19 protein-coding genes are annotated in these 22,970 nt (G+C 64.1%); 1 reads left to right on the forward strand and 18 read right to left on the reverse strand.

Annotated elements, in window-relative coordinates; all coding sequences use genetic code 11:
* Window positions 1-21: 21 nt before the first annotated feature.
* The 15 genes from JNM03_RS15255 to ccoN form a co-directional block, all read right to left on the reverse strand.
* Window positions 22-234 (reverse strand): hypothetical protein, encoded by a 213-nt coding sequence (locus JNM03_RS15255; protein ID WP_294037824.1) that lies wholly within the window; start codon window positions 232-234, stop codon window positions 22-24.
* Entirely contained in the window at window positions 234-4,472 is a 4,239-nt protein-coding gene (locus tag JNM03_RS15260; protein ID WP_294037826.1) for a translocation/assembly module TamB domain-containing protein, read from the reverse strand. The genes JNM03_RS15255 and JNM03_RS15260 overlap by 1 nt, the downstream gene beginning before the upstream one ends.
* The gene (locus tag JNM03_RS15265) at window positions 4,472-6,730 is read right to left on the reverse strand and encodes an autotransporter assembly complex family protein (protein WP_294037828.1); all 2,259 of its coding nucleotides are present in this window, start codon (window positions 6,728-6,730) and stop codon (window positions 4,472-4,474) included. Before JNM03_RS15265 ends, JNM03_RS15260 begins: the two co-directional genes overlap by 1 nt.
* Before the next feature lie 323 nt (window positions 6,731-7,053).
* Window positions 7,054-8,232, reverse strand: a complete 1,179-nt coding sequence (locus JNM03_RS15270; RefSeq protein ID WP_294037829.1) for a nucleotide sugar dehydrogenase — start codon at window positions 8,230-8,232, stop codon at window positions 7,054-7,056.
* A gap of 65 nt (window positions 8,233-8,297) precedes the next feature.
* A complete protein-coding gene (locus JNM03_RS15275) occupies window positions 8,298-9,758 on the reverse strand; it encodes a YdiU family protein (RefSeq protein ID WP_294037831.1) in 1,461 nt (486 codons plus the stop codon).
* Between the two features lie 94 nt (window positions 9,759-9,852).
* Window positions 9,853-11,157 (reverse strand): oxygen-independent coproporphyrinogen III oxidase, encoded by a 1,305-nt coding sequence (hemN, locus tag JNM03_RS15280; protein ID WP_294037833.1) that lies wholly within the window; start codon window positions 11,155-11,157, stop codon window positions 9,853-9,855.
* Window positions 11,158-11,217: 60 nt separating this feature from the next.
* A complete protein-coding gene (locus tag JNM03_RS15285; RefSeq protein ID WP_294037835.1) occupies window positions 11,218-11,448 on the reverse strand; it encodes a hypothetical protein in 231 nt (76 codons plus the stop codon).
* Complete coding sequence (gene ccoS, locus JNM03_RS15290; protein ID WP_294037837.1) at window positions 11,445-11,600, reverse strand: cbb3-type cytochrome oxidase assembly protein CcoS; 156 nt, start codon at window positions 11,598-11,600, stop codon at window positions 11,445-11,447. The genes JNM03_RS15285 and ccoS overlap by 4 nt, the downstream gene beginning before the upstream one ends.
* Window positions 11,597-13,711, reverse strand: a complete 2,115-nt coding sequence (locus JNM03_RS15295; protein ID WP_294037839.1) for a heavy metal translocating P-type ATPase — start codon at window positions 13,709-13,711, stop codon at window positions 11,597-11,599. Before JNM03_RS15295 ends, ccoS begins: the two co-directional genes overlap by 4 nt.
* Entirely contained in the window at window positions 13,708-14,178 is a 471-nt protein-coding gene (locus JNM03_RS15300; protein ID WP_294037841.1) for a FixH family protein, read from the reverse strand. Before JNM03_RS15300 ends, JNM03_RS15295 begins: the two co-directional genes overlap by 4 nt.
* Entirely contained in the window at window positions 14,175-15,626 is a 1,452-nt protein-coding gene (gene ccoG, locus JNM03_RS15305) for a cytochrome c oxidase accessory protein CcoG (protein WP_294037842.1), read from the reverse strand. The genes JNM03_RS15300 and ccoG overlap by 4 nt, the downstream gene beginning before the upstream one ends.
* Window positions 15,613-16,563, reverse strand: a complete 951-nt coding sequence (gene ccoP, locus JNM03_RS15310) for a cytochrome-c oxidase, cbb3-type subunit III (protein WP_294037844.1) — start codon at window positions 16,561-16,563, stop codon at window positions 15,613-15,615. Before ccoP ends, ccoG begins: the two co-directional genes overlap by 14 nt.
* On the reverse strand, window positions 16,556-16,714 hold the full coding sequence (locus JNM03_RS15315; protein WP_294037846.1) for a cbb3-type cytochrome c oxidase subunit 3: 159 nt from the start codon (window positions 16,712-16,714) through the stop codon (window positions 16,556-16,558). Before JNM03_RS15315 ends, ccoP begins: the two co-directional genes overlap by 8 nt.
* Window positions 16,711-17,487, reverse strand: a complete 777-nt coding sequence (ccoO, locus tag JNM03_RS15320) for a cytochrome-c oxidase, cbb3-type subunit II (protein WP_294037848.1) — start codon at window positions 17,485-17,487, stop codon at window positions 16,711-16,713. The genes JNM03_RS15315 and ccoO overlap by 4 nt, the downstream gene beginning before the upstream one ends.
* Window positions 17,488-17,499: 12 nt before the next feature.
* Entirely contained in the window at window positions 17,500-19,158 is a 1,659-nt protein-coding gene (gene ccoN, locus JNM03_RS15325; protein WP_294037850.1) for a cytochrome-c oxidase, cbb3-type subunit I, read from the reverse strand.
* Between the two features lie 168 nt (window positions 19,159-19,326).
* On the opposite strand from ccoN, the gene JNM03_RS15330 reads away from it, so the two are divergent.
* Complete coding sequence (locus JNM03_RS15330; protein ID WP_294037852.1) at window positions 19,327-19,995, forward strand: OmpW family outer membrane protein; 669 nt, start codon at window positions 19,327-19,329, stop codon at window positions 19,993-19,995.
* 25 nt (window positions 19,996-20,020) lie between these two features.
* Here JNM03_RS15330 and JNM03_RS15335 read toward each other — a convergent pair whose 3' ends face one another.
* The 3 genes from JNM03_RS15335 to JNM03_RS15345 form a co-directional block, all read right to left on the reverse strand.
* A complete protein-coding gene (locus JNM03_RS15335; RefSeq protein ID WP_294037854.1) occupies window positions 20,021-20,710 on the reverse strand; it encodes a Crp/Fnr family transcriptional regulator in 690 nt (229 codons plus the stop codon).
* 762 nt (window positions 20,711-21,472) lie between these two features.
* Complete coding sequence (locus tag JNM03_RS15340; RefSeq protein ID WP_294037856.1) at window positions 21,473-22,087, reverse strand: NADPH-dependent FMN reductase; 615 nt, start codon at window positions 22,085-22,087, stop codon at window positions 21,473-21,475.
* A gap of 24 nt (window positions 22,088-22,111) precedes the next feature.
* The gene (locus tag JNM03_RS15345) at window positions 22,112-22,876 is read right to left on the reverse strand and encodes a phytanoyl-CoA dioxygenase family protein (RefSeq protein WP_294037857.1); all 765 of its coding nucleotides are present in this window, start codon (window positions 22,874-22,876) and stop codon (window positions 22,112-22,114) included.
* Window positions 22,877-22,970 lie beyond the last annotated feature (94 nt).

A 22,970-nucleotide genomic window follows, 5' to 3' on the forward strand; every position in this document is an offset into this window, starting at 1 on the left:
CCGTCCCTGACGGACGGCTGGCTACTCCCCAGATGACGCAGGCGGGTTAGACGCCTTCGCGGGTGCTGGCAAGCTCGAAGCGGCGGCTGCCTTTTCGGATTCGGCGATGTCCGCATCCATCGCCTTCGCCCGAAGCTCGATATCCTTTGCCGCCTTGTCGTAGCGTTCGTCGAACGACGGTGCCTCGTGACAAGCGGCGAGCAGGAACGGCAACAGAACGACGAGCCGACGCATCAATAATCCTTGCGATATCGGACGCTGAGGTTCGACTGCCCGCCCGCCGCGCCGGTCTGGCTGAGGATCGACAGCGCCGGCGTCAGGCTGATCTCGAGCTGGGTCGCGGTGTAGCCGCGGGCATCGGTGATCACCTCGAGGTAGATGTCCTTCGAGATATATTGCCCGGCAGCCAACGCCGTTCCGCGCCCGATCGTGTCGTCGGGGCCCAGAATACGCAGCCGATCGATCCCCGTCGCCGAACGCAGGGCGCCCAGCGGGCTGAGACCGCCGCTGCCCCCGCGCAACGAGTTGAGCGATGCGGCAAGCTGAACCGCCTGAAGCGGCGAGAGCGTCGTCACCGAATCCCCGAACAGAATGCGGGAGACGATTTCGTCCTGCGGCAACCCGGGCACGCTGGAGAAGGTGATCTGGGGGTTTTGTGCACGACCGGAAACGTTGATCGTCACCGTCACTTCCTCGATCGATTCGCTCGCCACCAGCCGGAGCGTCGGATCGAAGGCGTCGCCTGTGGGGAAGCTGACGCGCCCCTCTTCCAGTTCGAACGACCGGCCCGCAAAGCCCAGGGTGCCGCGCACCAGTTCGATCTCGCCGCTGACGCGCGGCGCCAGGGTCGTGCCCGTCAGCGTGACATCGGCCTGCCATTCGGATTCAAGACCCATGCCGCTGACATAGATCTCGTCGCCGGCGCGAAGATGAATGTTGAGCCGGATCAGGTCGAACAGGCTGCCACCGACCGCCTCCAGCCCGTCGCCGCTGATGCGCCGTCGTCCCGTCGGCGGCTTGCGGCGAACACCGGTCAGCACAGGCACGCTCGCCGCCCCTTCGCGCACGATGCGATAGCGGGTTTCGGGCAAGCGAAGGTCGCCCGACAGCAGCGCTGCCTGTCCGGCGACCTTTTCGAGCGTCAGGTTGCCGGTGGCGCGCGCAGCGAGATTTTCGCTCCGCGCCAGCCGGGCATTGTCGAGCGTCACCGCGATGTTCATTGGATAACCGTCGGCTTCGGCCAGGCTGACATATCCCTTCGCCTTTACCGTGCCGTCGCCGGCCGTCGCGGTCAGGTCATCGATCTCCAGTCGATTGCCGGTGAAGCGGCCGTTGACGACCATGTTGGTGAGCCGGGTGCCGTAGGTCTGATTTTCGTAAATCATGCCGTTGCCGCGCACGACACCTTCAAGGCACGGGTCGCTGACCCGGCAGCTGAAATCGGCCGCCACCGCGATCGGCCCCGACAAGCCCTGATCGGCGGGGCCGAAGAAGGAATAGAGCGTGTCGGCGGGGCCGTTGTAGCGTACTCCGCCGCCGAGCGGAGCCGCACGAAGCCGCGTCGTCCAATCGCCCGCTCCCGGTCCAAGCGGGCGCAGCGACGCCTGCATACGGCCAATCACCGAACCGCGCTTGCGGATCACCGCGCGCGCCTCGCCGCCGTCGCTGAGCAGCTTGCCCGCAAAGGTGATATCGACGGGCTGGCTGACCGACGCCGCCGTGGTGCGCGTAAAGCCGTCTATCGTCAGCCGTGCATCGGCCCGTGGAAAGGCGTCGGAGTTCGCCTGCTCGAAATCGATGCTGCCCGTCGCGCGGCCACCGAGACCAAGACCCGGGTAAACCGAATTGACCAGCGCCATGTTCGCGCGGTCGAGGCGGCTCTGGATCATGATACCCTCGCCAAAGCGGCCCGCGACGCGCGCGCTGCTGCCCCGGCCCAGATCGACGGTCGTCGGCAACAGTTCATATCCGTCGCGACCGGGAATGATCCGGGCGGGCGTCGTGGTGCGGAAATTCACCCCCGTCGCCCGGCCCTGCACCGATGCGCGCCAAAGTTCGGGAGTCAAGTCGGCATTCGCGGCGATCCGGAACGGCACGCCGCTTGTCCCTTCAACGAGGGCCTGCGCCTGTCCCCTGCCATCACGATAGTCGATCTTCACGCGCCCCACCGCAATGTCATAGGTGCGGATTTGGGTGTCGGCGATCTGGATATCGGCAACGACATGCGGCCGGTCATAAAGCGTCACGTCGGCATCGACGATCGCCGACCCGATTGCGAGTTTGGCGGCACCGGGTAGCACGACATTGTTGGCCCGCACGTTGATCGCCGCGGCCTGATATTGCCCTGCCGCGCTGAGGCGGACGATCCCGCCAAGTCCCTGTCCAGCCGCGTCGAGCTGTCCAACGAACGGGCCGGCGCCGCTTTTCACGAGCCGGCCATAAAAACCGATCCCCGACAGATCGCCGCGCTGGATGTCGATGGTAAGCGGTCCCGCCGCGGTCAGCAGCACGACGTCGGCGGACAGCGGGCCATAGTCGGTCTCGCCCGTCGCCGCGAGGCGATACCCGTTCGGTGCGCCGTTGATTTTTGCCACCAGATTGGCGAGCCCGATGCCCAGGCCGGGACGGTCGGCCGTTACCACTGCCTGCGGGTCGCTGATCGTCCCGGCCAGCTGGACGCCAATGGGACCATAGTCGGTCGAATTGGCACGCGCCGTCAGGTTGATCTGGCCGCTGGGTGCATAACTGCCCTGCCCGCCGCTGACGCGAAGCCGCGGCGCCGTAATCCGCAGATTCTGAAAACGAATGATGCCGTCGGTTCCGTATCGCACGTCGCTCGACGCCGTGGCATTACCACCCAGGAAGTCGCGCACCCCGGAATTGAACAACCTCGTCGAACGGGCCCGGACACGGCCCGCGATCTCGAACCCGCCGCGCGGCGCGGTCTTGAGGTCGGCGTCGGTATCGATGTCGAAAACGCCAACGCTCTCGACCCGGTAGTCGTTGATCCGTCCGTCGATCGCGCCGGTGTAGAAGCCCTTGTTCAGGTCGGCGATCACGATCGCCTTGGCGTCGATGCGCGGCGAGCGGAGGCGGAGATTGTCGCTGAGGACGCGGCCGTTCGCATAGGCCAGATCACCGTCCAGTCGCACCTGAACCAGCGTTCCGCCCGCGACGGTGTCAAGCCCGCGAATGCGCGCCGCCCGGCCCGCAACCGGGATGACGATCTGATCGGTATCGACGCGCGCCTTGCCTGCAAGGCTCAGCGTCTCGACGACGATGTCGTTGACCGTGAGACTGTTGGCATTGGCCTGATAATCGACCCTCGGCAGGTCGAAGGCGCCGTCGAGCGTCGCGGTCGCGCGCAGACCGTTCGCGCGAACGGTGGGCGCAATCGCATTCGGGCGCAGTATGTTGAGCGCGAGCTTCAGCCCTTCATAGCGACTGTTGCCGAGATCGATCCGGCCGCTGACACCGAGCTGGGCCGCGTCGGATGCAAAGCGGCCGTCGAGATCGGCCTTGCGCTCGTTCAACCGGGCGGAGAGGTCGATCGCGGTTTCGGGGCCGAGGACACCGGCGACCGGCCCATCGGCGATCAGGCGCGATGCCTGTGTGCTACCCTTGATCGCGAAGGTCCCGTCCCGCGCGGTCAGCGCAAGCCGCGCCAGCGGGTCGGCGCCGAGATTCGCGACCAGCTTGCCATTCCACGCTTTCCAGTCGCCCCGTCCGTCGAGCGTCGCGGTCAGCGGTTCCTTGAACCCGCCCAGCGCGGCCAGCACGCCACCCTTCGGCGCCGTCATGTCGAGCTTCATCGCAAGCCGGTTTTGGTCGGGCACGGCGTCAAGCAGAAGGTTCAGCGTATCGCCCTCGCCGCCGCCGCCCGCAATCGTCCGGGCATCGGCGGTAACCTGTGCGCGGCGATCGGCGATGGCGACCTTGCCGCTGAGCGTCGCGACCTGCCGTCGGCCGGCGACTGCTGGTGCGAAGACAAGACGATCGACCTGAACACGCGCAATGTCGATATCGAGATCGGGAAGCAGCGGCTCACCCGTGTCAGGCACAGGCTTGAACGCCGGAATCTTCTCCATCACCAGCGTTTTTGCGGTTGCCGAACGCACGTCCACGTGGTTCGACAGATACGCGAACGGCCGCCAGTCGATACGCAGTTCGGGCGAGCGCAAAAAGACGCCCTGCGGATCGGACAGCGTGAAATCGCGAATGACCATCTCGCCATATAGCGATCCGTCGAGCCGGCCGATGCCGATCCTCATCCCGTTTTCGAACCGATATTTCTCGATCTGGTTGGCCACGAACCGCCGCCCGGCGTCGCTGTTCAGGCCGACCATGAACAGCGCAACCAATGCGACGAGGCCGAGGATCGCGATGCCGACCCACCTTGCCACACGCCGCGGCCACGACGGCTTCGTCGTCGTCGGCTCGCTTTCGGCCGCCGGGGCGCTGCCTTCCGCCATCAGAACGCTTGTCCGATCGAAACATAGACGCTGATCCGGCCTTCGCCGGGTTGCCGGTCGATCGGTGTGGCGACATCAAGCCGCATCGGACCGAAATTGGTGTAGAAACGTCCGCCGATCCCGGCACCGAAACGCAGGTTGTCGAAGGTCGGGGTCGATCCGCGATAGACCTGCCCGGCATCGACGAAGCCGACGATCCCGAAATTCCCGAAGCGATAGCGCGCCTCGAACGCCGCCTCGTTCAGGCTGCGGCCGCCGATCGGATCGTTGTTCGGGTCCTTGGGGCCGAGCTGCTGGTAACCGAAGCCGCGCACCGATCCGCCGCCGCCAGCATAGAAGCGCCGCGAGGGGGCCAGCCGCTCGCGCGCGGCACCGAGGATCGATCCGACCCGCACCCGTCCGGCAAGCACAATATTGTCGGCGACGGGATAATAGCCGCTGACATCGACCTGCGAGCGCGCATAGGGTGAAAAACGCCCAGCCAGCGAACCCTCGGGCTGAACCCGGGCCGTGACCCGGAACCCTCTGGTCGGGTCGAGCAGACTGTCGGTGCGATCGATGCCGACCTGACCGAGCAGGCCGAAGATCGTGTAGAAATCCCGGTTGCGCGCTCCAAGCGCAAAATCATAATCATCCTCGCTCGTCGCGAGCAGCTCGGCGCCAAAGGCATAGGTCAGCTTCTTTTGCCAGATCGGCGTCGAATCGTAACTGATCTTCGCCGCGACGCGGCCGGTGATCGCCTCGAATGCGTTGTAGTTGCTGCGCGTCGCTTCGGACACTAGCTCGAAGGTGCGATCGCGCCGACCCGCGTTCGACCGGCGCAGCGTGACGCCGACACCCTGTTCCTGCGTCCCCACCACCGCCCGCGCGATCAAGGCACCTTCGGGCGGGAAGAAATTGCGATGGGTCCAGCTCCCCTCAAGCCGCAAACCCTCGCCGGTCCCATAGCCGGCCGTCGCTGCGATCGTGCGCGGGGGCCCCGCTTCCTGCGTGACCATCATCGTCACATATTCGGTACCGTCACCCGCGCTTTCGCCCGTCTTCTGCGGTTCGACGGCCACAGCCGAAAAGAGTCCGGTGGCGACGAGGGCCTGGCGCAGATCGTCGGCCATGCGGCTGTCATAAAGGTCGCCGCGCTTGAACCGGGCCAGTACGCCGACATGCTTCGCATCGAATGCAAGCTTTCCGGTGGTTTCGATCCCGCCAAAGCGGCCGCGCGGTCCGATTTCGATTGGCAGGGTGTAGACACCGTCGCCCGTTGCGCCGTCGAGCAGGATATCCCGCTGTCCGACAATCGCGAAGGGATAGCCTTCCTCGGGCAGTTTCAACGCGATCGCAGCCTCGGCACCCTGCACGCGCTGCGCCACGATCGGTTCACCGACCGCAAGCGGGAAATTGTCCTGAACCAGCGTCGGCGGGACCGTCGGCGCGGCGTTGAGAATGATATCCGAGAATTTGTAACGAACACCCGGCTTTACGTCGATGACGGCGGTGACCGGCTGCCGTCTTGCGTTGGCGCCTTGCGCCTGATCACTGCCCGCCGCATCGCGGTCACTGCGATCGATCCGCGTTTCCACAACGCCGTCATAATAGCCCTCCGACGCCAGGATGCGCTGCATCAGGTCGGCGTCGGCGGAAAGACGCGCGCGCACCATCGCGATATTGTCCGCCTTGCCATCACCGTCATAAAGTGCCGAGAGGCCGCCAAACAGGTCGGCCAGATCGACGTCGGTGCTGTCGTCGGCACTTGCGAGCCCGGTAACCTGAACGCTGTAGGGTACGGCGCGATTATCGCCGGCATCTTCGGGCTCGGCGAATTCCACCGGGACGATGTTGAAGCTGTCCAGCGGCGGCAGCGGCGCCGCCAGCTCGGCGTCAGTGATCGGTGCATCGCCGATCGCCTCGACCGCGTCTCCATCGGCAAGTGCCGGAACCGGCGCGCCGTCGATCGTGGGCACGTCTCCACCCGTTGTCGAATCGGCGGTAGACACGCCATCCGATTTCGCCACACGCGCCTTGGCCGCTTCGGCCTGCCGCTTTTCGAATTCCGCGATTGTTTCGAGCGGCTTGTCGAGTTCGGGGTCATTGTCGGCGCTGATTGCCGGTATCGCATCCCTGAATTCATCGTCCGGGATGATCGGCGCCACTTCGGGAAGCTGCGCTCCCGGCGGAGGCGGCGTTGGCGCGGCGATATCCTCCACCGGCGAGGCCGCGACGGTCGGCACCACCTTCGGAGGCTCGACCTGCTGTGCAGACACAGCGGCGGTATGAACAAGACAGAGAAAGGAAGCCGAAAGCGTCAAAAGCCGGCGAATCGGCCGGCCACGCCGATACACGGCACAGGATGGTTCAGGACAGTACATCAGTCGGCAGCCGCTTGCGCATCTGTGGCTTGCCCGGCTGGAGCGCGCAACCCGTTTTTGTAGCGGTAAAGTCCCGAAACGACGCCATATAGCCGGCTACCCCATCCCGTTGCTGGTCAACCAACCAACGAGCATGGGCCCGTGCAGTTCCGTAGGGCAACGGCATGGCGGGCGAATTGCGGGGCGACGCGCGGGAGCTCGACCCTGGGGTCAGGACCCTAGCTGTCGGCTCCGAACAGGTCGCGGCTATAGACCTTGTCGGCCACGTCATCGAGTTCTTCGGACATGCGATTGACGATGATGACATCGGCTTCGGCCTTGAAGGCCGCAAGATCGCGAACGACGCGCGAATTGAACAGATGATCCTCGTCGAGCAGAGGCTCGTATACGATCACCTCGATGCCCTTGGCCTTGACGCGCTTCATGATGCCCAGAATGCTGCTCGCGCGAAAATTGTCCGACCCCGACTTCATCGCGAGACGGTGGATACCCACGACCCGCGGACGACGTTTCAGGATTTCCGACGCGATGAAATCCTTGCGTGTCGTGTTCGACGACACGATCGCCGCGATCAGATTCTGCGGCACTTCCTTGTAATTGGCCAGCATCTGCTTCGTATCCTTGGGCAGGCAATAGCCGCCGTAGCCGAAGGACGGGTTGTTGTAGAAGCTGCCGATGCGAGGATCGAGGCACACGCCCTCGATCACCTGGCGCGAATCCACGGCATGCGCGGCGGCATAGGTATCGAGTTCGTTGAAGAAGGCGACGCGCATCGCAAGATAGGTGTTGGCGAACAGCTTGATCGCTTCCGCCTCGGTATTGCCGGTCTGCAGCACCGCCGCATCGGGTTTGAGCGACCCCTCCAGCAAAAGCTGCGCAAACTCGCTCGCGCGCGGATGCGTGTTGCCGACGATGATACGCGAGGGATAAAGATTGTCGTGCAGCGCACGCCCCTCACGCAGGAACTCGGGTGAAAAGACGATCGAGTCCGACCCGGTCTCGGCGCGCATCCGCTCCGTAAAACCAACAGGAATCGTCGATTTTATGACGATCAGCGCCTGCGGCGCGAGCTTCAATGCGTCGGCGATAACCGCCTCGACCGTGGTCGTGTTGAAATAATTATTGTCCGGATCATAGTCGGTCGGCGTCGCGACGATGACGAAATCGGCGCCAGTGTAAGCCGCCTCGCGGTCGGTCGTCGCGATCAGGTTCAGGGGTCGGTTCGCTAGATAATCCTCGATCTCAGGATCGGCGATCGGCGATGTCTTCGCGTTGAGCTGTTCGACCTTGCGCGTATCGATGTCGAGCGCGACGACCGCGTTACGCTGTGCCAGCAGCACGGCGTTGGACACTCCGACATAACCCGTTCCGACGACGGTGATCTTGACTGGGGGCAATGATGTTTCCTCTGAAGGCTGGTGCGGCGCCGTCCCTAGCAGGGGGGCGCGTTCGGCTCAACCGATCAGGTTCCGCAAAAGGTCTTGTAGGGCCCGAATTCCGACGGTGCAGCACCTGCGAACAAGGCCCAGACGGGGCGCGGAACATAGGGATGACGCACGACCTCAAGCAATTCGAGCCATGGCGCGAGGTCGCCGGCTTCGGCCGCGCCCAGCGCCGCTTCGACCAGATGGTTGCGCGGAATATAGACCGGATTCACCGCATCCATCGCGTCGGCGATTTCAAGCGGGCCGATCTCCTCACGTTCGATATGCTGCCACCATTCCGCGATCCACGGCGCCATCGCGTCGGGCGCCGACGACAGGCGTTCGAGCAGGCTGCCATCGCCGCGCAGCAGCATCGCAAGCGCGCGAAAGAAGGACGTAAAATCAATACCCTGAACCTCCAGGGCGTCGAACAGATTGTCGATCAGGGCGGCGGTATCGGTCCCCTCACCCAGCCCCAGCTTGCGGCGGAGGCGCGCGTGCCAGACCGCACGGAACCGGTCCGGAATCTCGTTGACCAGATCCTTCGCGGTTTCGACATCCGCCGGATCGACCGCATGGATTGCCGGCAGCAGAGCCTCCGCAAAGCGCGCCATGTTCCAATGGAGGATCTGGGGCTGTCTGCCATAAGCATAGCGACCATTGGCATCGATCGAGCTGAAAACGGTATTGACGGAAAAGCGATCCATGAAGGCGCATGGCCCGTAGTCGATGGTTTCCCCGCTGACCGCGACATTGTCGGTGTTCATCACGCCGTGGATGAAACCGATGCCGAGCCAGCGCGCGACGAGATCGCATTGCAGGCCGATGACGCGATTGAGCAAGGCAAGATGCGGGTTTGCGGCCTCCGACAGGTCGGGGAAATGGCGGCGGACAACATAGTCCGACAATTGCACCACGTGATCGACACCGAAATGGGCGGCAAAAAACTGGAAGGTTCCAACGCGGATATGGCTGCTCGCGATACGCGTCAGCACGGCGCCCGGATGCGCCTGTTCGCGCTGGACCCGGTCGCCGGTCGCGACCGCCGCGAGCGAGCGCGTCGTCGGAACATCCAGCGCCGCCATCGCTTCGGACATCAGATATTCGCGCAGCACCGGTCCGATCGCCGCCTTGCCATCGCCGTTGCGTGAAAAGGGCGTGGGCCCCGACCCCTTGAGCTGCACATCGAACCGGGCGCCATCAGGGGCGACCAGTTCGCCAAGAAGCAGCGCGCGGCCATCGCCAAGCTGCGGCGAAAAATGCCCGAACTGATGCCCCGCATATGCGAGCGCGAGGGGATTTGCGCCTTCAGGCGCCTCCTCACCCGAAAATATCCGCGCGAGCTGTTCATCGGCGGCGGCGCCAACCTCGATGCCCAGCCGCTCCGCAAGCGCATGGTTGAAAATCAGGAGCTTCGGCGCCGAAGGCTTGGCCGCTTCGGCGGGCGCATAGAAGCCCTCCATGCTGTCGTGAAAGCTGTTGTCGAACGCGAAATCCATGACGCCCTATTTCGAGCGTCGGCGCCGTTTATGCAAGAGGCTGGACGGCTTGTCCGGACGGACTCAAATAGCGGCGTCCTGCCTCGTTCTGCCCTCAGCGGGGCGCAAGACCGCCCCTGACGCTGTCGAATTCCGCCGCGACGTGCCGGGCGTAGGGCAATCCGTCGCGGCAGATCGAGAGTGAATGTTCGTCCCATGCGACGAGGCCACGGCGTTCGAATTCGGCGACCGCGTCGCGCACATTCGCAAATTCGGTCTGCTCCACGATGGTGCGGCCCGCGCACAGCAGGTCGCGAATGTGCCGAGCCCGCCGTTGCTGGCCGCCATCGACCCGAACCCCGCGCGCGGCGGCGAAGCGGCCTTCGTTGACAAGGTCGCGATAATGGCCCGAACGCTTTTCGTTCTGGACCAGAAGGTCGGGAAATTTGCTGATCGCACTCGCCCCAAATCCCAGCAGAACGGGGGCGTCATCATCGGTAAAGCCCTGAAAATTGCGGTTGACCCGCCCCTGTTCCGCCGCGGCCGCAAGCGGATCGTCGGCCCGCGCGAAATGATCGAAGCCGACAGAAACATAGCCCGCGTCGGTCAGGCGCCGATATCCCAGTTCCGCCTGTTCGAAGCGTAACCGGGCGTCGGGAAGGTTGCGGTCGTCGATGCGGCGCTGGCGTGGGATCATCTGCGGAAGATGGGCATAACCGAACAACGCGATCCGGCTGGGCGCCAGTCGGATGGCATCGTCGAGTGTCGAATCGAGGTCATCCAGCGATTGTTCGGGCAACCCGTACATAAGGTCGAAGTTGATCGCTTCGATATCGCGTAACCGCAGCGAGGCCACGACACGTTCGATATGCGACAGTGGCTGGATCCGACCGATGGCCTGCTGGACGTGCGGCGCAAAGGTCTGAACGCCCAGGCTGACCCGCGTCACATTTGCCGCTGCAAGGACGAGCGCCCATTCGGACGAAAAGCCTCTGGGGTCGAGTTCGATCGAAATTTCAGGCCGATGCGCGTCGAACACCGTCAGGGTACGATCGAGCAGACGGACGAATTCGACCGGCGCGAGCGCGTTGGGGCTGCCGCCGCCAAAAGCGATGCGCCCGACCCGGCCCCGCCCGCCCAGACGTTTCGCGACCATGGCGATTTCCGCGCGTAGCACCGTCAGATAGTCGGTGAGCCGCTGGCTGCGGCCGGCGGCGCCGGTGTTGCATCCACAGTACCAGCAGATCTGTTCGCAGAAGGGGATATGGATGTAGAGCGAGACGGGCGTCGCTGCCCCGACGGTATCGAGCGCGCGGGCATAGTCATCGGCGGCGACCGCCTCCTCGAATTCCATCGCGGTGGGATAGCTGGTGTAGCGCGGCACCGGCTTGGCGAGCAGATCGGGATGATAGGACCACATGCGATGTTCTTATGCCGGGCGGCACGGGGCAACATTGATCGGGATCAACGCGATGCACATTCAGCAACAGTTACGGCGAGGATCGCCGTTCTTTCCGCGTCGTTCCGCGACGACGTGACACGCCTTCGCGCATTCGCGCCGCGGCTGGGGAGTCAGGGGCGACCCCGGCACGATCATCAGGTGCATGGCACCCCCGCACGCCCGGATCGTCAGCGCGCGCGCCTCGCCGATTGTCGGCGACTGCATCAGCGCAGCCGCTGCCAGCATGGCGGCGCTCCGGCGAACCGTCATGCCTCCCCCTCCTCTTCGTCCTCGACAAAAATGCGCAGCGCTGCACCGTCGAGGTCCTCAAGTTGTCCCGATCGCAGCGACCAGAAGAAGGCGACGAGGCCCAACAGGCCGAGGCCGAGCGCAATCGGGATCAGGAAGACGAGGCCATTCACCGGATTGCTCGTTTCAGTCGCAGGGCGTTACCGACCACGATCAGCGACGAACCCGACATGGCGATTGCCGCCACAAGCGGCGTGACAAGACCCATGAAAGCCAGCGGAACCGCGACGACGTTATAGCCGATGGCCGCCATGAAATTCTGCCGGACGATCGCCTGCGTCCGCCGCGCCATGCGTATCGTATCGACCACGGGCATCAGCCGGTCGCCAAGGAAGATGCAGTCGGCGGCATTCTTTCCCACATCGCTTGCCGATCCCGGCGCCATCGAAGCATGGCCTGCGGCCAGAGCCGGTCCGTCGTTGAGACCGTCGCCGAGCATCAGGACCTTGTGCCCCAGGCCGGCCTGACGTTCGATTGCGGCCAGCTTGTCCTGCGGGCTCATCGCCGTCTGCGCCGTAAGGCCCAGCGCGCGCGCGACGGGCGCAACCGCTTCGGCCCGATCGCCCGACAGGATCATCGCATCGAGCCCCTCGCCGCGCAGAGCGTCAATCGCCGCGTGGGCGTCAGGACGCAGGCGATCGGCGAAGCGAACGACTGCGACCGACTTGCCATCGACGGCAAGTTCGGTCGCAAGCGCATCGCCGACATCGCCGCCTTGCGGGCGCCCCAGCGTCACGATGCTGCCGGCCCACCGCGCCTCGACCCCGAACCCGGGAGTTTCGCGAAGCGATGTGACCTCGACCGGCCGCGTATCGCCCGCCGATATCCCCCGCGTCAGGGCTTCGCTGAGCGGGTGACGGCTCGCCTGCGCCAGAGCGAGGATCAGCGACTTGATCCCGATGTCGAACCGGTCAAGGTCCACCGCCTCCGGCCGGCCCAGCGTCAATGTGCCGGTCTTGTCAACCAGCGCAAGATCGACCTCGGCCAGCCGTTCGAGCGCCGAACCGTCCTTGATCAGTACCCCGCGTCGCATCAGGGCGCCCGCTGCGACGATTTGTGCCGCAGGTACGGCAAGGCCGAGCGCGCAGGGACACGTGATGATAAGGACTGCCGCGGCGATCAGCAGGCTGTGATGCCAGCCGGCGCCGGCGATCATCCACCCCGCGAACGCCATGATGGCGAGGCAGTGCACCGCTGGCGCGTAGAGCCGCGCCGCGCGGTCGGCGATGCGGACATAGCGCGATTTTCCCTGTGCGGCTTCGCCCATCAGGCGCGCGATGTCGGCGAGCGCGGTGTCGCCCCCCGCCGCGGTGACGCGAACATGGACGGGCGCATCGAGGTTGAGCGTACCCGCATGAACGCGGTCGTCGGGATGAACCGCCTGCGGCGCACTTTCGCCGGTCAGCAGCGAAAGGTCGAGCCGACTGGATCCACCGACAACAACCCCGTCCGCGGCCAGTCTTTCCCCCGCGGCGACGAGCATCACCATGTCGGGTTCGATGACGGTCGCATCGACCCACCGGCTGCGGCCGCCGCCGTCGATCACCATCGCCCCGGTTCCCATGTTGCGAAGCAGCGCCGTGACGCCGCCCCGCGCGCGGTCGCGCATCACGCTGTCGAGCCATCGCCCGCAAAGAAGGAAGAAGAGCAGCATCGCGGCACCGTCGAAATAGGCGTGCGGGCCGCCTGTCGCGGTTTCATACAGACTGATCGCGCAGACAAGCAGGACGCCGATGCTGATCGGCACATCCATGTTGGTCCGTCCGTGCCGGACCGCGCGCCAGGCCGAACGAAAGAAGGTCCGTCCCGCGTACGCCACCGTCGGCAGGGCGATCAGCGCCGACAACCAGTGAAAAAGATCGCGCGTCGCACCCATCGCGCCCGACCAGACCGACACCGACAGCAACATGATATTCATCATCGCAAAGCCCGACACGGCAACGGCGCGCAGCAATTCGCGGCTGGTTTCCGCACCGGGATCGGCGTCGTCCGGCGTCTTGCCGATCGGGTGCGCCTCGAAGCCCAGCGTGGTGAATGCCCCGATCAGGTCGGGCATCTCGGCATCGGGAAGGCACGACAGATGGACGCGCTTTTCCGTGAAATTGACGCGCGCTGCCGCAATGCGCCGGTCGCGCAGCAATCCCTGCTCCAGCTTCGCGATACAGCCCGCGCAGCGGATGTCGGGGACGGCGAAGTCGCGTTCGATCAATACTGCGGCCGTCATTGCAGTTCCTCCCGATAACGGGCCTCTTCATTGCCGTGGCGGATCGTCAGGTCGAGCCGCCAGCGCCCGGCGGGAATGGCGGTACGCGAGCGCAAACCGCCGTTCGGTTCCAGTTCGAAATGCATGGCGCGCGGCTGGACGCGGCCGAGCGGATGACTGAGCGTCGCGACGACCTGCAGCGGATGGAGCGGAACGCCATCCTTTACGATCAGCAGCTTGACGTGGCGGTCTGCATCCACACCCACCGACCGCTCCCAGCCGAGCCGATCCTGCGCCGCAGCCCGTGCAAGCCATTCGTTATAGTGCTGGCTCGCGACATAGCTGTTGTCGACCACCGTGCCGCCGAAGGTCGACAGCGCATAGCTTGCCATGATGATGTTGACCGTGATCACCACCCCGAAGAAGGCGACCAGAATCGCGGCCATATGCCGACCGGTGAATATCCGTTGCGTGCGCTTGTCCGTCATAGTCCCGTCTCCGGCCGGTCGAACTGGATGATGTCGTTATCGCCGCGCGGATCATCGTCGAGCCCGCGCACCGCGATGGTGAAGTCCTGCCGTTCCGGCCCGGTGGCCGGCGCGGCAACGAACAGCTTCACCGGCGTGACGCTGTCGGGCGCAAGCGAGAGGCGCAGGCTCTGCCGTGCGGTCTCGCGTGATCCGGCCGGAGTCCAGAGCTGCGCGCCGCGCAGCCCGCTGACGCGGATCTCGACGTCGCGCGGACGAAGCTCCATGTTGCGCAGTTTCAATGTATAATTGTTGCGGATCGATCCGTCGGAAAGCTGGATGTAAAGCGGGCTGCGCTCATGCTGGACGGCAAGGTCCAGCCTTGTCCGCTGGCCGAGCGTGAACAGCATCGCGAGCCCGATCGCTCCCCAGATACCGAAATAGACGAGCGTGCGCGGGCGCAGCAACGTCTTGCGGATCGGCGGAGCAACCCCGCCCGCCTTCTCGATCGCCGCATCATCGAGCGTGCAATAATCGATCAGCCCGCGCGGACGACCGACCTGCGCCATCACGCTGTCGCAAGCGTCGATACAAAGCGCACAGGTGATGCAGCCGATCTGCGGTCCTTCGCGAATGTCGATCCCCGTCGGGCACACCGCGACGCACTGGTTGCAGTCGACGCAGTCGCCAAAACCGCCGGGCTTCTTCTCGGCCTTCTTGACGCTGCCGCGCGGCTCGCCGCGCCAGTCCTTGTAGGTCACGAGCAGCGATTTTTCATCCATCATGGCCGTCTGGATGCGCGGCCACGGGCACATATAGATGCACACCTGTTCGCGCAGGAAACCGCCGAGGACAAATGTCGTCGCGGTCAACACCGCCACGGTGACATAGGCGACCGGCGCAGCCTGCCCGGTCCAGAAATCCTGCGTCAGCGTTGGCGCGTCGGCGAAGTACATGATCCACGCGCCGCCGGTCCAGAAGGCCACGATCAGATAGATCGCATATTTGAGCACCCGCTTCGCGATCTTTTCGACCGTCCACGGCCCGTTCGCGAGGCGGATCTGCGCGTTTCGGTCGCCGTCGATCAAACGGTCGACATGCTGGAACAGGTCGGTCCACACCGTTTGCGGACAGGCATAGCCACACCACGCACGCCCGACCGCGCTGGTAACGAGGAACAGGCCGATCCCCGCCATGATGAGCAGGCCCGCGACGTAATAGAATTCATGCGGCCAGATCTCGATCTGGAACATGTAGAATCGGCGATTGGCCAGATCGACCAGCACCGCCTGATCCGGCGCATGCGGACCGCGATCCCAGCGGATCCACGGGGTCGCGTAATATATGGCCAGCGTGACCGCCATGATCGCCCATTTGAAGCGCCGGAAGGGACCGTCCACCTTCTTGGGGTAGACGCCCTTCCGTGCTTCATAGAGCGCGGCAGGCGGCGGGACCTCAGGGTTGGCCATCGACCTTCTGCCCTTCAGGAGCCGGCACCGGCGTCTTTTCCCCGCCGCCTAGCGAATAGACATAGGCGGCGAGCATCTTGATCGTCACCGGATCGAGCCGTGCGCCCCAGCGCGGCATCACGCCGTTGCGGGGTTGCGTGATCGTCGCGGTCAGGCTGGCGCCGTCGCCGCCATAGAGCCAGATCGCGTCGGTCAGCTTCGGCGCGCCGACCTGACGTCCACCCTGCCCTGCCGGCCCGTGACAAACCGAACAATTGGCCTCGAAGATCGCGGCACCTCGCGCAGAGGACGCACCGGGCTTTTCCTGATGGCTGATCGTGCGGACGAAGCTGACGACGTCGGCGATCTGTGCGGGTTCCAGAATGCCGTCGCGGCCAAAGGCCGGCATCTGGCTGGTCCGGGTCGCCTTGTGATCGGGATTCCGGATGCCATGGGTGATCGTATATTCGATCGTGGCGAGATCGCCGCCCCACAGCCAGTCGTCATCGGTCAGGCTGGGATAGAGCTTCCTGACCCCCGCGCCGCCGGCACCATGACACTGAACGCAATGCACGCGAAAGGCCGCGCCGCCACCCTGCACGGCAGCCTGCATGAGTTCAGGCTTCGCGGGCAGATCGGTGATCGCGGTCGCGGCAATCGCGTTCATCACCGGCGCGCGGCGCTTGGCATCGGCCTGCATCTCCTGCTCCAACTGGCCGCGGCTGCTCCAGCCGAGCACGCCCTCGGTCGCGCCATGGACCATCGGCCAGGCGGGGTAGAGAATGACATAGGCGATACCCCAGACGATGGTCGCGTACAGCGACCACAGCCACCAGCGCGGCATCGGCGTATCGAGTTCCTCGATCCCGTCCCATTCGTGCCCGACCGTGCTGGTGCCGGTCGCTTCGTCGATGCGCTTTCCTCCGGCGGATTTCAAAAGATCGTTGGTGTCAGCCATGGTCGTCGTCCTTGAAAATTATCATTGCGGCTTCGTCATGGTGACGACGGGCGCCCTTGCGGAAGGGCCAGGCGATGAAGACGACGAACATCAGGACCATGACGAGCAGGCCCCAACTGTCGGCGAAATGCCGGATTTCATCGTAGCTCATCGCGCGGCTCCCGATACGGCGTCGGGGGCGTGCGCCTGCTCTTGCGGCGCGGCCTTTTCGACATCGACAAGCGTGCCGAGCATCTGGAGATAGGCGATCAGCGCGTCCATCTCTGTCACCCGATCCGGATTGCCGTCGAAATCGCGCACCTGCGCCTTGGGATAACGTTTGACGAGATCGCCAGCGCCCGCCTCCGGATCGGCCTGCGCCCGGATATCCTCGTTCGCCTTCGCGATGTCCTGCTTCGAATAGGGAACGCCGACGCGGTACAGCGCGGTGAGGTCGCGCGCCATGTCTCCGGCCGCCAGATCGCGATCGGCGAGGAAGGCATAGCCGGGCATGATCGATTCCGGAACGACGCTGCGCGGATCGATCAGATGGGCCTTGTGCCATTCATCCGAATAGCGTCCGCCGACGCGGGCGAGGTCGGGACCGGTGCGTTTCGAGCCCCATTGAAACGGATGGTCGTACATGCTCTCGGCGGCGAGACTGTAGTGGCCATAGCGTTCGACCTCGTCGCGAAACGGACGGATCATCTGGCTGTGGCAGGTGTAGCAGCCCTCGCGCATATAGATATTGCGGCCAGCGAGTTCGAGCGGCGTATAGGGCCGCATCCCGTCGACCTTCTCGATCGTGTTATCGATCCAGAACAGCGGCGCGATCTCGACGATGCCGCCGATCGCGACCGCAACGAGCGAGAAAAAGCCAAGCAGAGTGATGTTGCGTTCCAGCTTCTTGTGGCTGAAGCGTTTTTCGGCGGGTTCGGTCGCCATGTCTCCGGCTCCTTATTCAGCGGGAACGGGCGCCAGCGGACGGTCCGCGGCGGCGTTATAGGGTGTTTCGGTCATGGGCTTTTCGTCGCGGACCTTGCCTGCAAGCGTCGCCCAGACGTTGTAGACCAGGATCAGGAAGCCAGCGAGATACATGGCCCCGCCGGCGGCGCGGATCAGGTACATCGGGTGCATCGCCGCAACGCTTTCGGCGAAGCTGTAGACGAGATAGCCGTCGGCCCCATATTCGCGCCACATCAGCCCCTGCATGATGCCGGCGACCCACATCGACGCAGCGTAGAAGACGATCCCCAGCGTCGCGAGCCAGAAGTGCCAGTTGACCATGCGCAGCGAATAGAGACGCGGGAGACCCCACAGGCGCGGGACGAGGTAATAGACCGCCGCGAAGGTGATCATGCCGTTCCAGCCGAGCGCGCCGGCGTGGACATGGGCAATCGTCCATTCGGTATAGTGGCTGAGGCTGTTGAACGCCTTCACCGACAGCATCGGCCCTTCGAAGGTCGCCATGCCATAGAAGGCGAGCGCGACGACCATCATGCGGATGATCGGGTCGGTCCGGATCTTGTCCCACGCGCCGTTCAGCGTCATCAGACCGTTGATCATGCCGCCCCAGCTCGGCATCCAGAGGATGACCGAAAACACCATCCCCAGCGTCTGCGCCCAGTCGGGCAGCGCGGTATAGTGAAGATGGTGCGGCCCCGCCCAGATATATAGGAAGATCAGCGACCAGAAGTGGATGATCGACAGGCGATAGCTGTAGACCGGCCGCTCCGCCTGTTTCGGGACGAAATAATACATCATCGCTAGGAAGGGCGTCGTAAGGAAGAAGGCGACGGCATTGTGGCCGTACCACCACTGGGTCAGCGCGTCCTGCACCCCGGCGAAGGCCGAATAGCTCTTCGACCCGAAGATGGTCACCGGCACCGACAGGTTGTTCACGATGTGCAGCATCGCGATGGTGATGATGAAGCTCAGGTAGAACCAGTTCGCGACATAGATATGCGGTTCGCGGCGCTTGACGATCGTGCCGACGAAAACCGTCAGATAGACCACCCAGACGACCGTCAGCCACAGGTCGACGTACCATTCGGGTTCGGCATATTCGCGCGCCTCGGTGACCCCCATCAGGTAGCCGGTCGCGGCGAGTACGATGAAGAGCTGATAACCCCAGAAAACGAAACGGGCAGCGGTCGGAAAGGCGAGCCGCGCGCGGCAGGTGCGCTGGACGACATAATAGCTTGTGGCGATCAGCGCATTGCCGCCAAAGGCGAAGATGACGGCCGAGGTGTGCAGCGGGCGCAGCCGACCGAAACTGGTATATTCCAGCCCCAGGTTGAGGACGGGAAAGGCAAGCTGCAACGCGATATACAGGCCGACCGCCAGCCCCGCGACGCCCCAGAATATGGTCGCGATGACGCCCCAGCGCACCGGGTCGTCGTCGTAGGCTCCCTGGTCGGCAGGCATCTTCAGAAGCCCGCGCAAGAGCCCTGAATAGTCCGCGCGCGTCAGCGTAACGCACAGCATGATGAGCGCCGCCAGTGCGACGATCATCATATGAACCGCAAAGGGCGCATCGACGGCAAGTGCCGCCATGACCAGCGCCAGCAGGGTCAGGGCCAGCCATCCCCCCGCCTTCGTTACCAGACCGTCCATATCGCATGCCCCTGTTTGGCGCGGCCGTTTACCGCGCGGTTCGGGATCGCCATGGACGCGCGCCGACGACGAAACATTGATCGGGATCAACAAAAACCTTGTGCCGCATCAATGCCCGCCCGGCGCCGTCGGCGCAGGGATGGCTCCGCAAAAAAAGGAGCCAAAACCATGACCAAGCATCTCTCCCTCGCCGCACTCGTGATTGCCCTCGCGCTTCCGGGACAAGCCCTTGCAAAGGCCGGCGACGTCCAGTTCAAGATATTCGCCACCTATGTGGCGCCCGATGGCAAGATATCGAAGGTCAAGACCGACAGGATCGGGTTGCCGGCGGGAACCCAGGCCGGCGCGGACGACAATGTCACGCCGACCGTCGCGATCGAGTCTTTCGTCAGCGACGCCGTCTCCCTGGAAACCATCGCCGGGGTGACACAGCATGACGTCAATGGTCGCGGCGCTATCGACGGCGCGACGCTGGTTTCCGACGCCAAGATCGTTCCCGCGACGCTGACGATCAAATATCATTTCGGAAAGGACGGCGGCGTCCGTCCCTATATCGGTGCCGGTCCCAGCTATTTCATCTTCATCGATGAAAAGCCGGGTGCGACGACGCGCGCGCTGGGGGCAACGCGGCAAAAGATGGGCGACAAGCTCGGGGCGGCGCTGCAGGCCGGGATCGTCATCCCGGTCAATGACAGCGGGCTCGCCCTATCGCTCGACGCCAAGCGCTATTTCCTGAGCCCGACCGCGACATGGTATGCCGGCACGACCGAAGTGCTGAAGACGCGGCACAGGCTCGACCCCTGGGTGATCAGCGCGGGAGTCGCCTTCCGCTTCTAGTTCCCCAACTGGCGCCGACGGCCTGTCAGCCTGCCATATCTTCCATCGCGGCACGATCGTTGATCACGATTTCGCGACGGGACGGCAGGTCGAGCACGCCGTCGGCGCGCATTTTGGTAAGCTGGCGGCTTGTCGTTTCGATCGTCAGACCCAGGATATCGGCGATCTGCTGCCGTCCGAAAGGCAGCTCGAAGCCCCTTTGCACGCCCGCATCGCAGCCCTGCCCCGAAAGTCTTTCGGACATTTCGAGGAGGAAGGAGGCCACCTTCTCCGACGCAGACTTGCGTCCCAGCAGCATCATCCAATGCCGCGCCCGATCGAGTTCGTCGAGCGTGCGGCGTAGCAGCTTCTGCTGGAGATCGGGATGGCTGCTCGCGAAATCGTCGAAGCTGTTGCGATTGAAGATGCACACTTCGGCGTCCGTCATCGCGGTGGCGCTGTACGGGCTTTCCTTACCGAAGGGCCGACCGATGAAATCGGACGGAAAAACGAGTCCGACGATCTGCTCGCGCCCCTCCGTCGCCGCCACGACAAGCTTCAGCACACCTTCAAGAACGTTGGCGACAACCGGCGCGTCGTCCCCTTCCCACAACAGCGTATGGCCGGCCTTGACGCGCTGCCGACGCCCCATTCTGCCGAGAATCGCCAGTTCCTCCGCGTCAAGGCTGGCGCAGATCGCACGGTTGCGGACAATACAGGAGGCGCAGTCAGTCACCTGTCCCGTCTAATCGACTAAACCGCGAGTGGGAATAGATAAGGCCTTTAGGGCCACGATTCTCTTTCCGTCCGCGCCGGCGTTGGCATCAGGATGAACCGTCCCGCATTTTTCTTTTCGGGCGGGGACGCCGTCCTTTCGAGACCTGGTGAATGTTTGCACGGTGCGCGGGGCCAGATCGGGCAATCGCGAGCTCTGCTCCCCACAGCGCACGGGCGGCGCTGCGCAAGGAGGCGGGATAGCGGGCCAGATCCGACAGGTCGGATTGGGTCAGTAAGGGCATAAGTCACCTATCGTCAGCGCATTGGGCGCCGGACGCGAAGCCGAGGGCATCTCGTGGGAGATGCGCGGCCGAGGAAAGAAATGACCGAAGGAACGGCGCCCGGGGGCCGATCTGTCCGGCCCCAGGCGCACGATATCGTCGGCGTCCGTTTATGAACTGGTGCTACACATATGCATCGCAATACCCCTGCTGGGGGAACGCAATGCCTGGCGATGTCGCCCGAGCATCACGCGCTTTAGCCGTTGGTAACGCGGAGCAAGCTGCTTCCCGGTCAAAAGCCGCGGGTCGAAGGAGGAGAGCCTGTCATTCGTTTCGACCAACTCCGAACGACAATCTCAACTTAAAAGATTGATATTGGATTCGTCAATGGAGATCGATCGATTTTGCGATGAAGAAAATCTATCAGACGGCAAGCGGGCCGTTGCATCGGCGCCGGACGCCCGATCGCAGGAAATCGGTGCGGGGCCGGATAATGCCGCTCAGGCCATCGCCGTGTCGCGCGGGGAGGCATATCCCGCCTTCATCCGCGCGAACATCATCACCTGCCCGGTCATGATGTCGAGTTGCATGGCGATGCCATCGTCGGTCAGCAGCCCGTCGGGATCGAACAGCGGCTGACTGCTGTTGGCGGTGACCGCCATCGGGGTCGGCCATCCACGCAGCGCATGCGTGATCGAACGCAGAGTCGCGAGCGTGCTACCGGCCGCCTGCCAGCCGCCGGCAACGGCAACGAGTCCGACAGCGCGGCCGTCGAAATAGGGCTGCGTATCCGAAACCAGGTCCTGCGCATAATCGAGTGCGTTCTTGACCACGCCTGACACGGTACCGTGATAGGCGGGTGAAGCGACGATGACCCCGTCGGCCTCCCGCAGCGCCGATATCAGCGCCCTCGCCTTTGCGCAGCGATTGCCGTGGTGGGGGGCATAAAGCGGCAGGTCGATCGCGTCGCCAGCGAAGAGCTGCGTATCGGCACCCTGCGCTTCGCAGCGCGCAAGCGCATGGCGGAGCAGACGTTCGGCCGAACCGCCAGCGGTAGCATTACCGCCAAGTGCGACGATGCGCGGTCGACCGGACGTTGCACGATGATCGATCATGGCGCTCTCCCTCGGTGTTGTGGCTCAGTTGAAAGTCACCTGGCTACCGCCGCGCAAAAAGGCGATCGCGTTGCGACGGAGGTGATTCGTGCCGGGATTCAGGATCGGCTCGGGCGAATATTGCGCAAGATAGACCCGGCGCATGTTCGGCGTCGAATTCGATCCGGTTGCGTGGAGCGCGAGGCTGGAAAAGGCGACGATGCTCCCCGCCGGCACCTCGAGCGTCACGCCCTCGCTGTCGCCGGTATAGCCAACAAGGTCGTTGCTGCCCGGCTGGCGCGTATGCGGAACGATGCCGTCGCGCGTGTCGGGTGCCTGCGAAAATGGCAGGATACGCACCGTGCCATTGGCAACCGTCGTATCGTCCAGCGTGCACCAGCAGGTCAGGTACGGTTTATGGTCGACAGGCCCTCCGTTACCGACGACATAACCCGAATCCTGATGCCAGCTGAACGGCATCCCCTCGCTCGCGCCTTTCACGACGTATTGGTCGTAGAAGAAATAGGCATCGTCGCCGATCGTGGCGCGGCAGACGTCGGCCATCGTCTCGCTGAACAGCATGTTGCGCAGGTCGGGCTGCTTCCGCTGGCATTCGCCGGCGAAATAACGCTTGCCCTTGTGGCTGATGCCGTCGACTTCGACGCCAAGGCTGTCGAGACGGGCATCTTCGCGTTCGATCACGCGGCCGCATTCTTCACGAAGCAAGTCGAGCAGCGGGCCTTCGAGGATGCGTTCGAATACCGCATAGCCTTCCGTCGCAAATTGTTCGCGCTGCGCCGAATAATCCATGTTGCGTCTCCCGGATTGGTCAATGACGACTCGATACCTCCAAAACATCCATCGCATCCAATCGAATTGCATCGTACGATCATACGTCTATACT

This window comes from Sphingopyxis sp., from assembly GCF_016793825.1.
GTDB lineage: Bacteria > Pseudomonadota > Alphaproteobacteria > Sphingomonadales > Sphingomonadaceae > Sphingopyxis.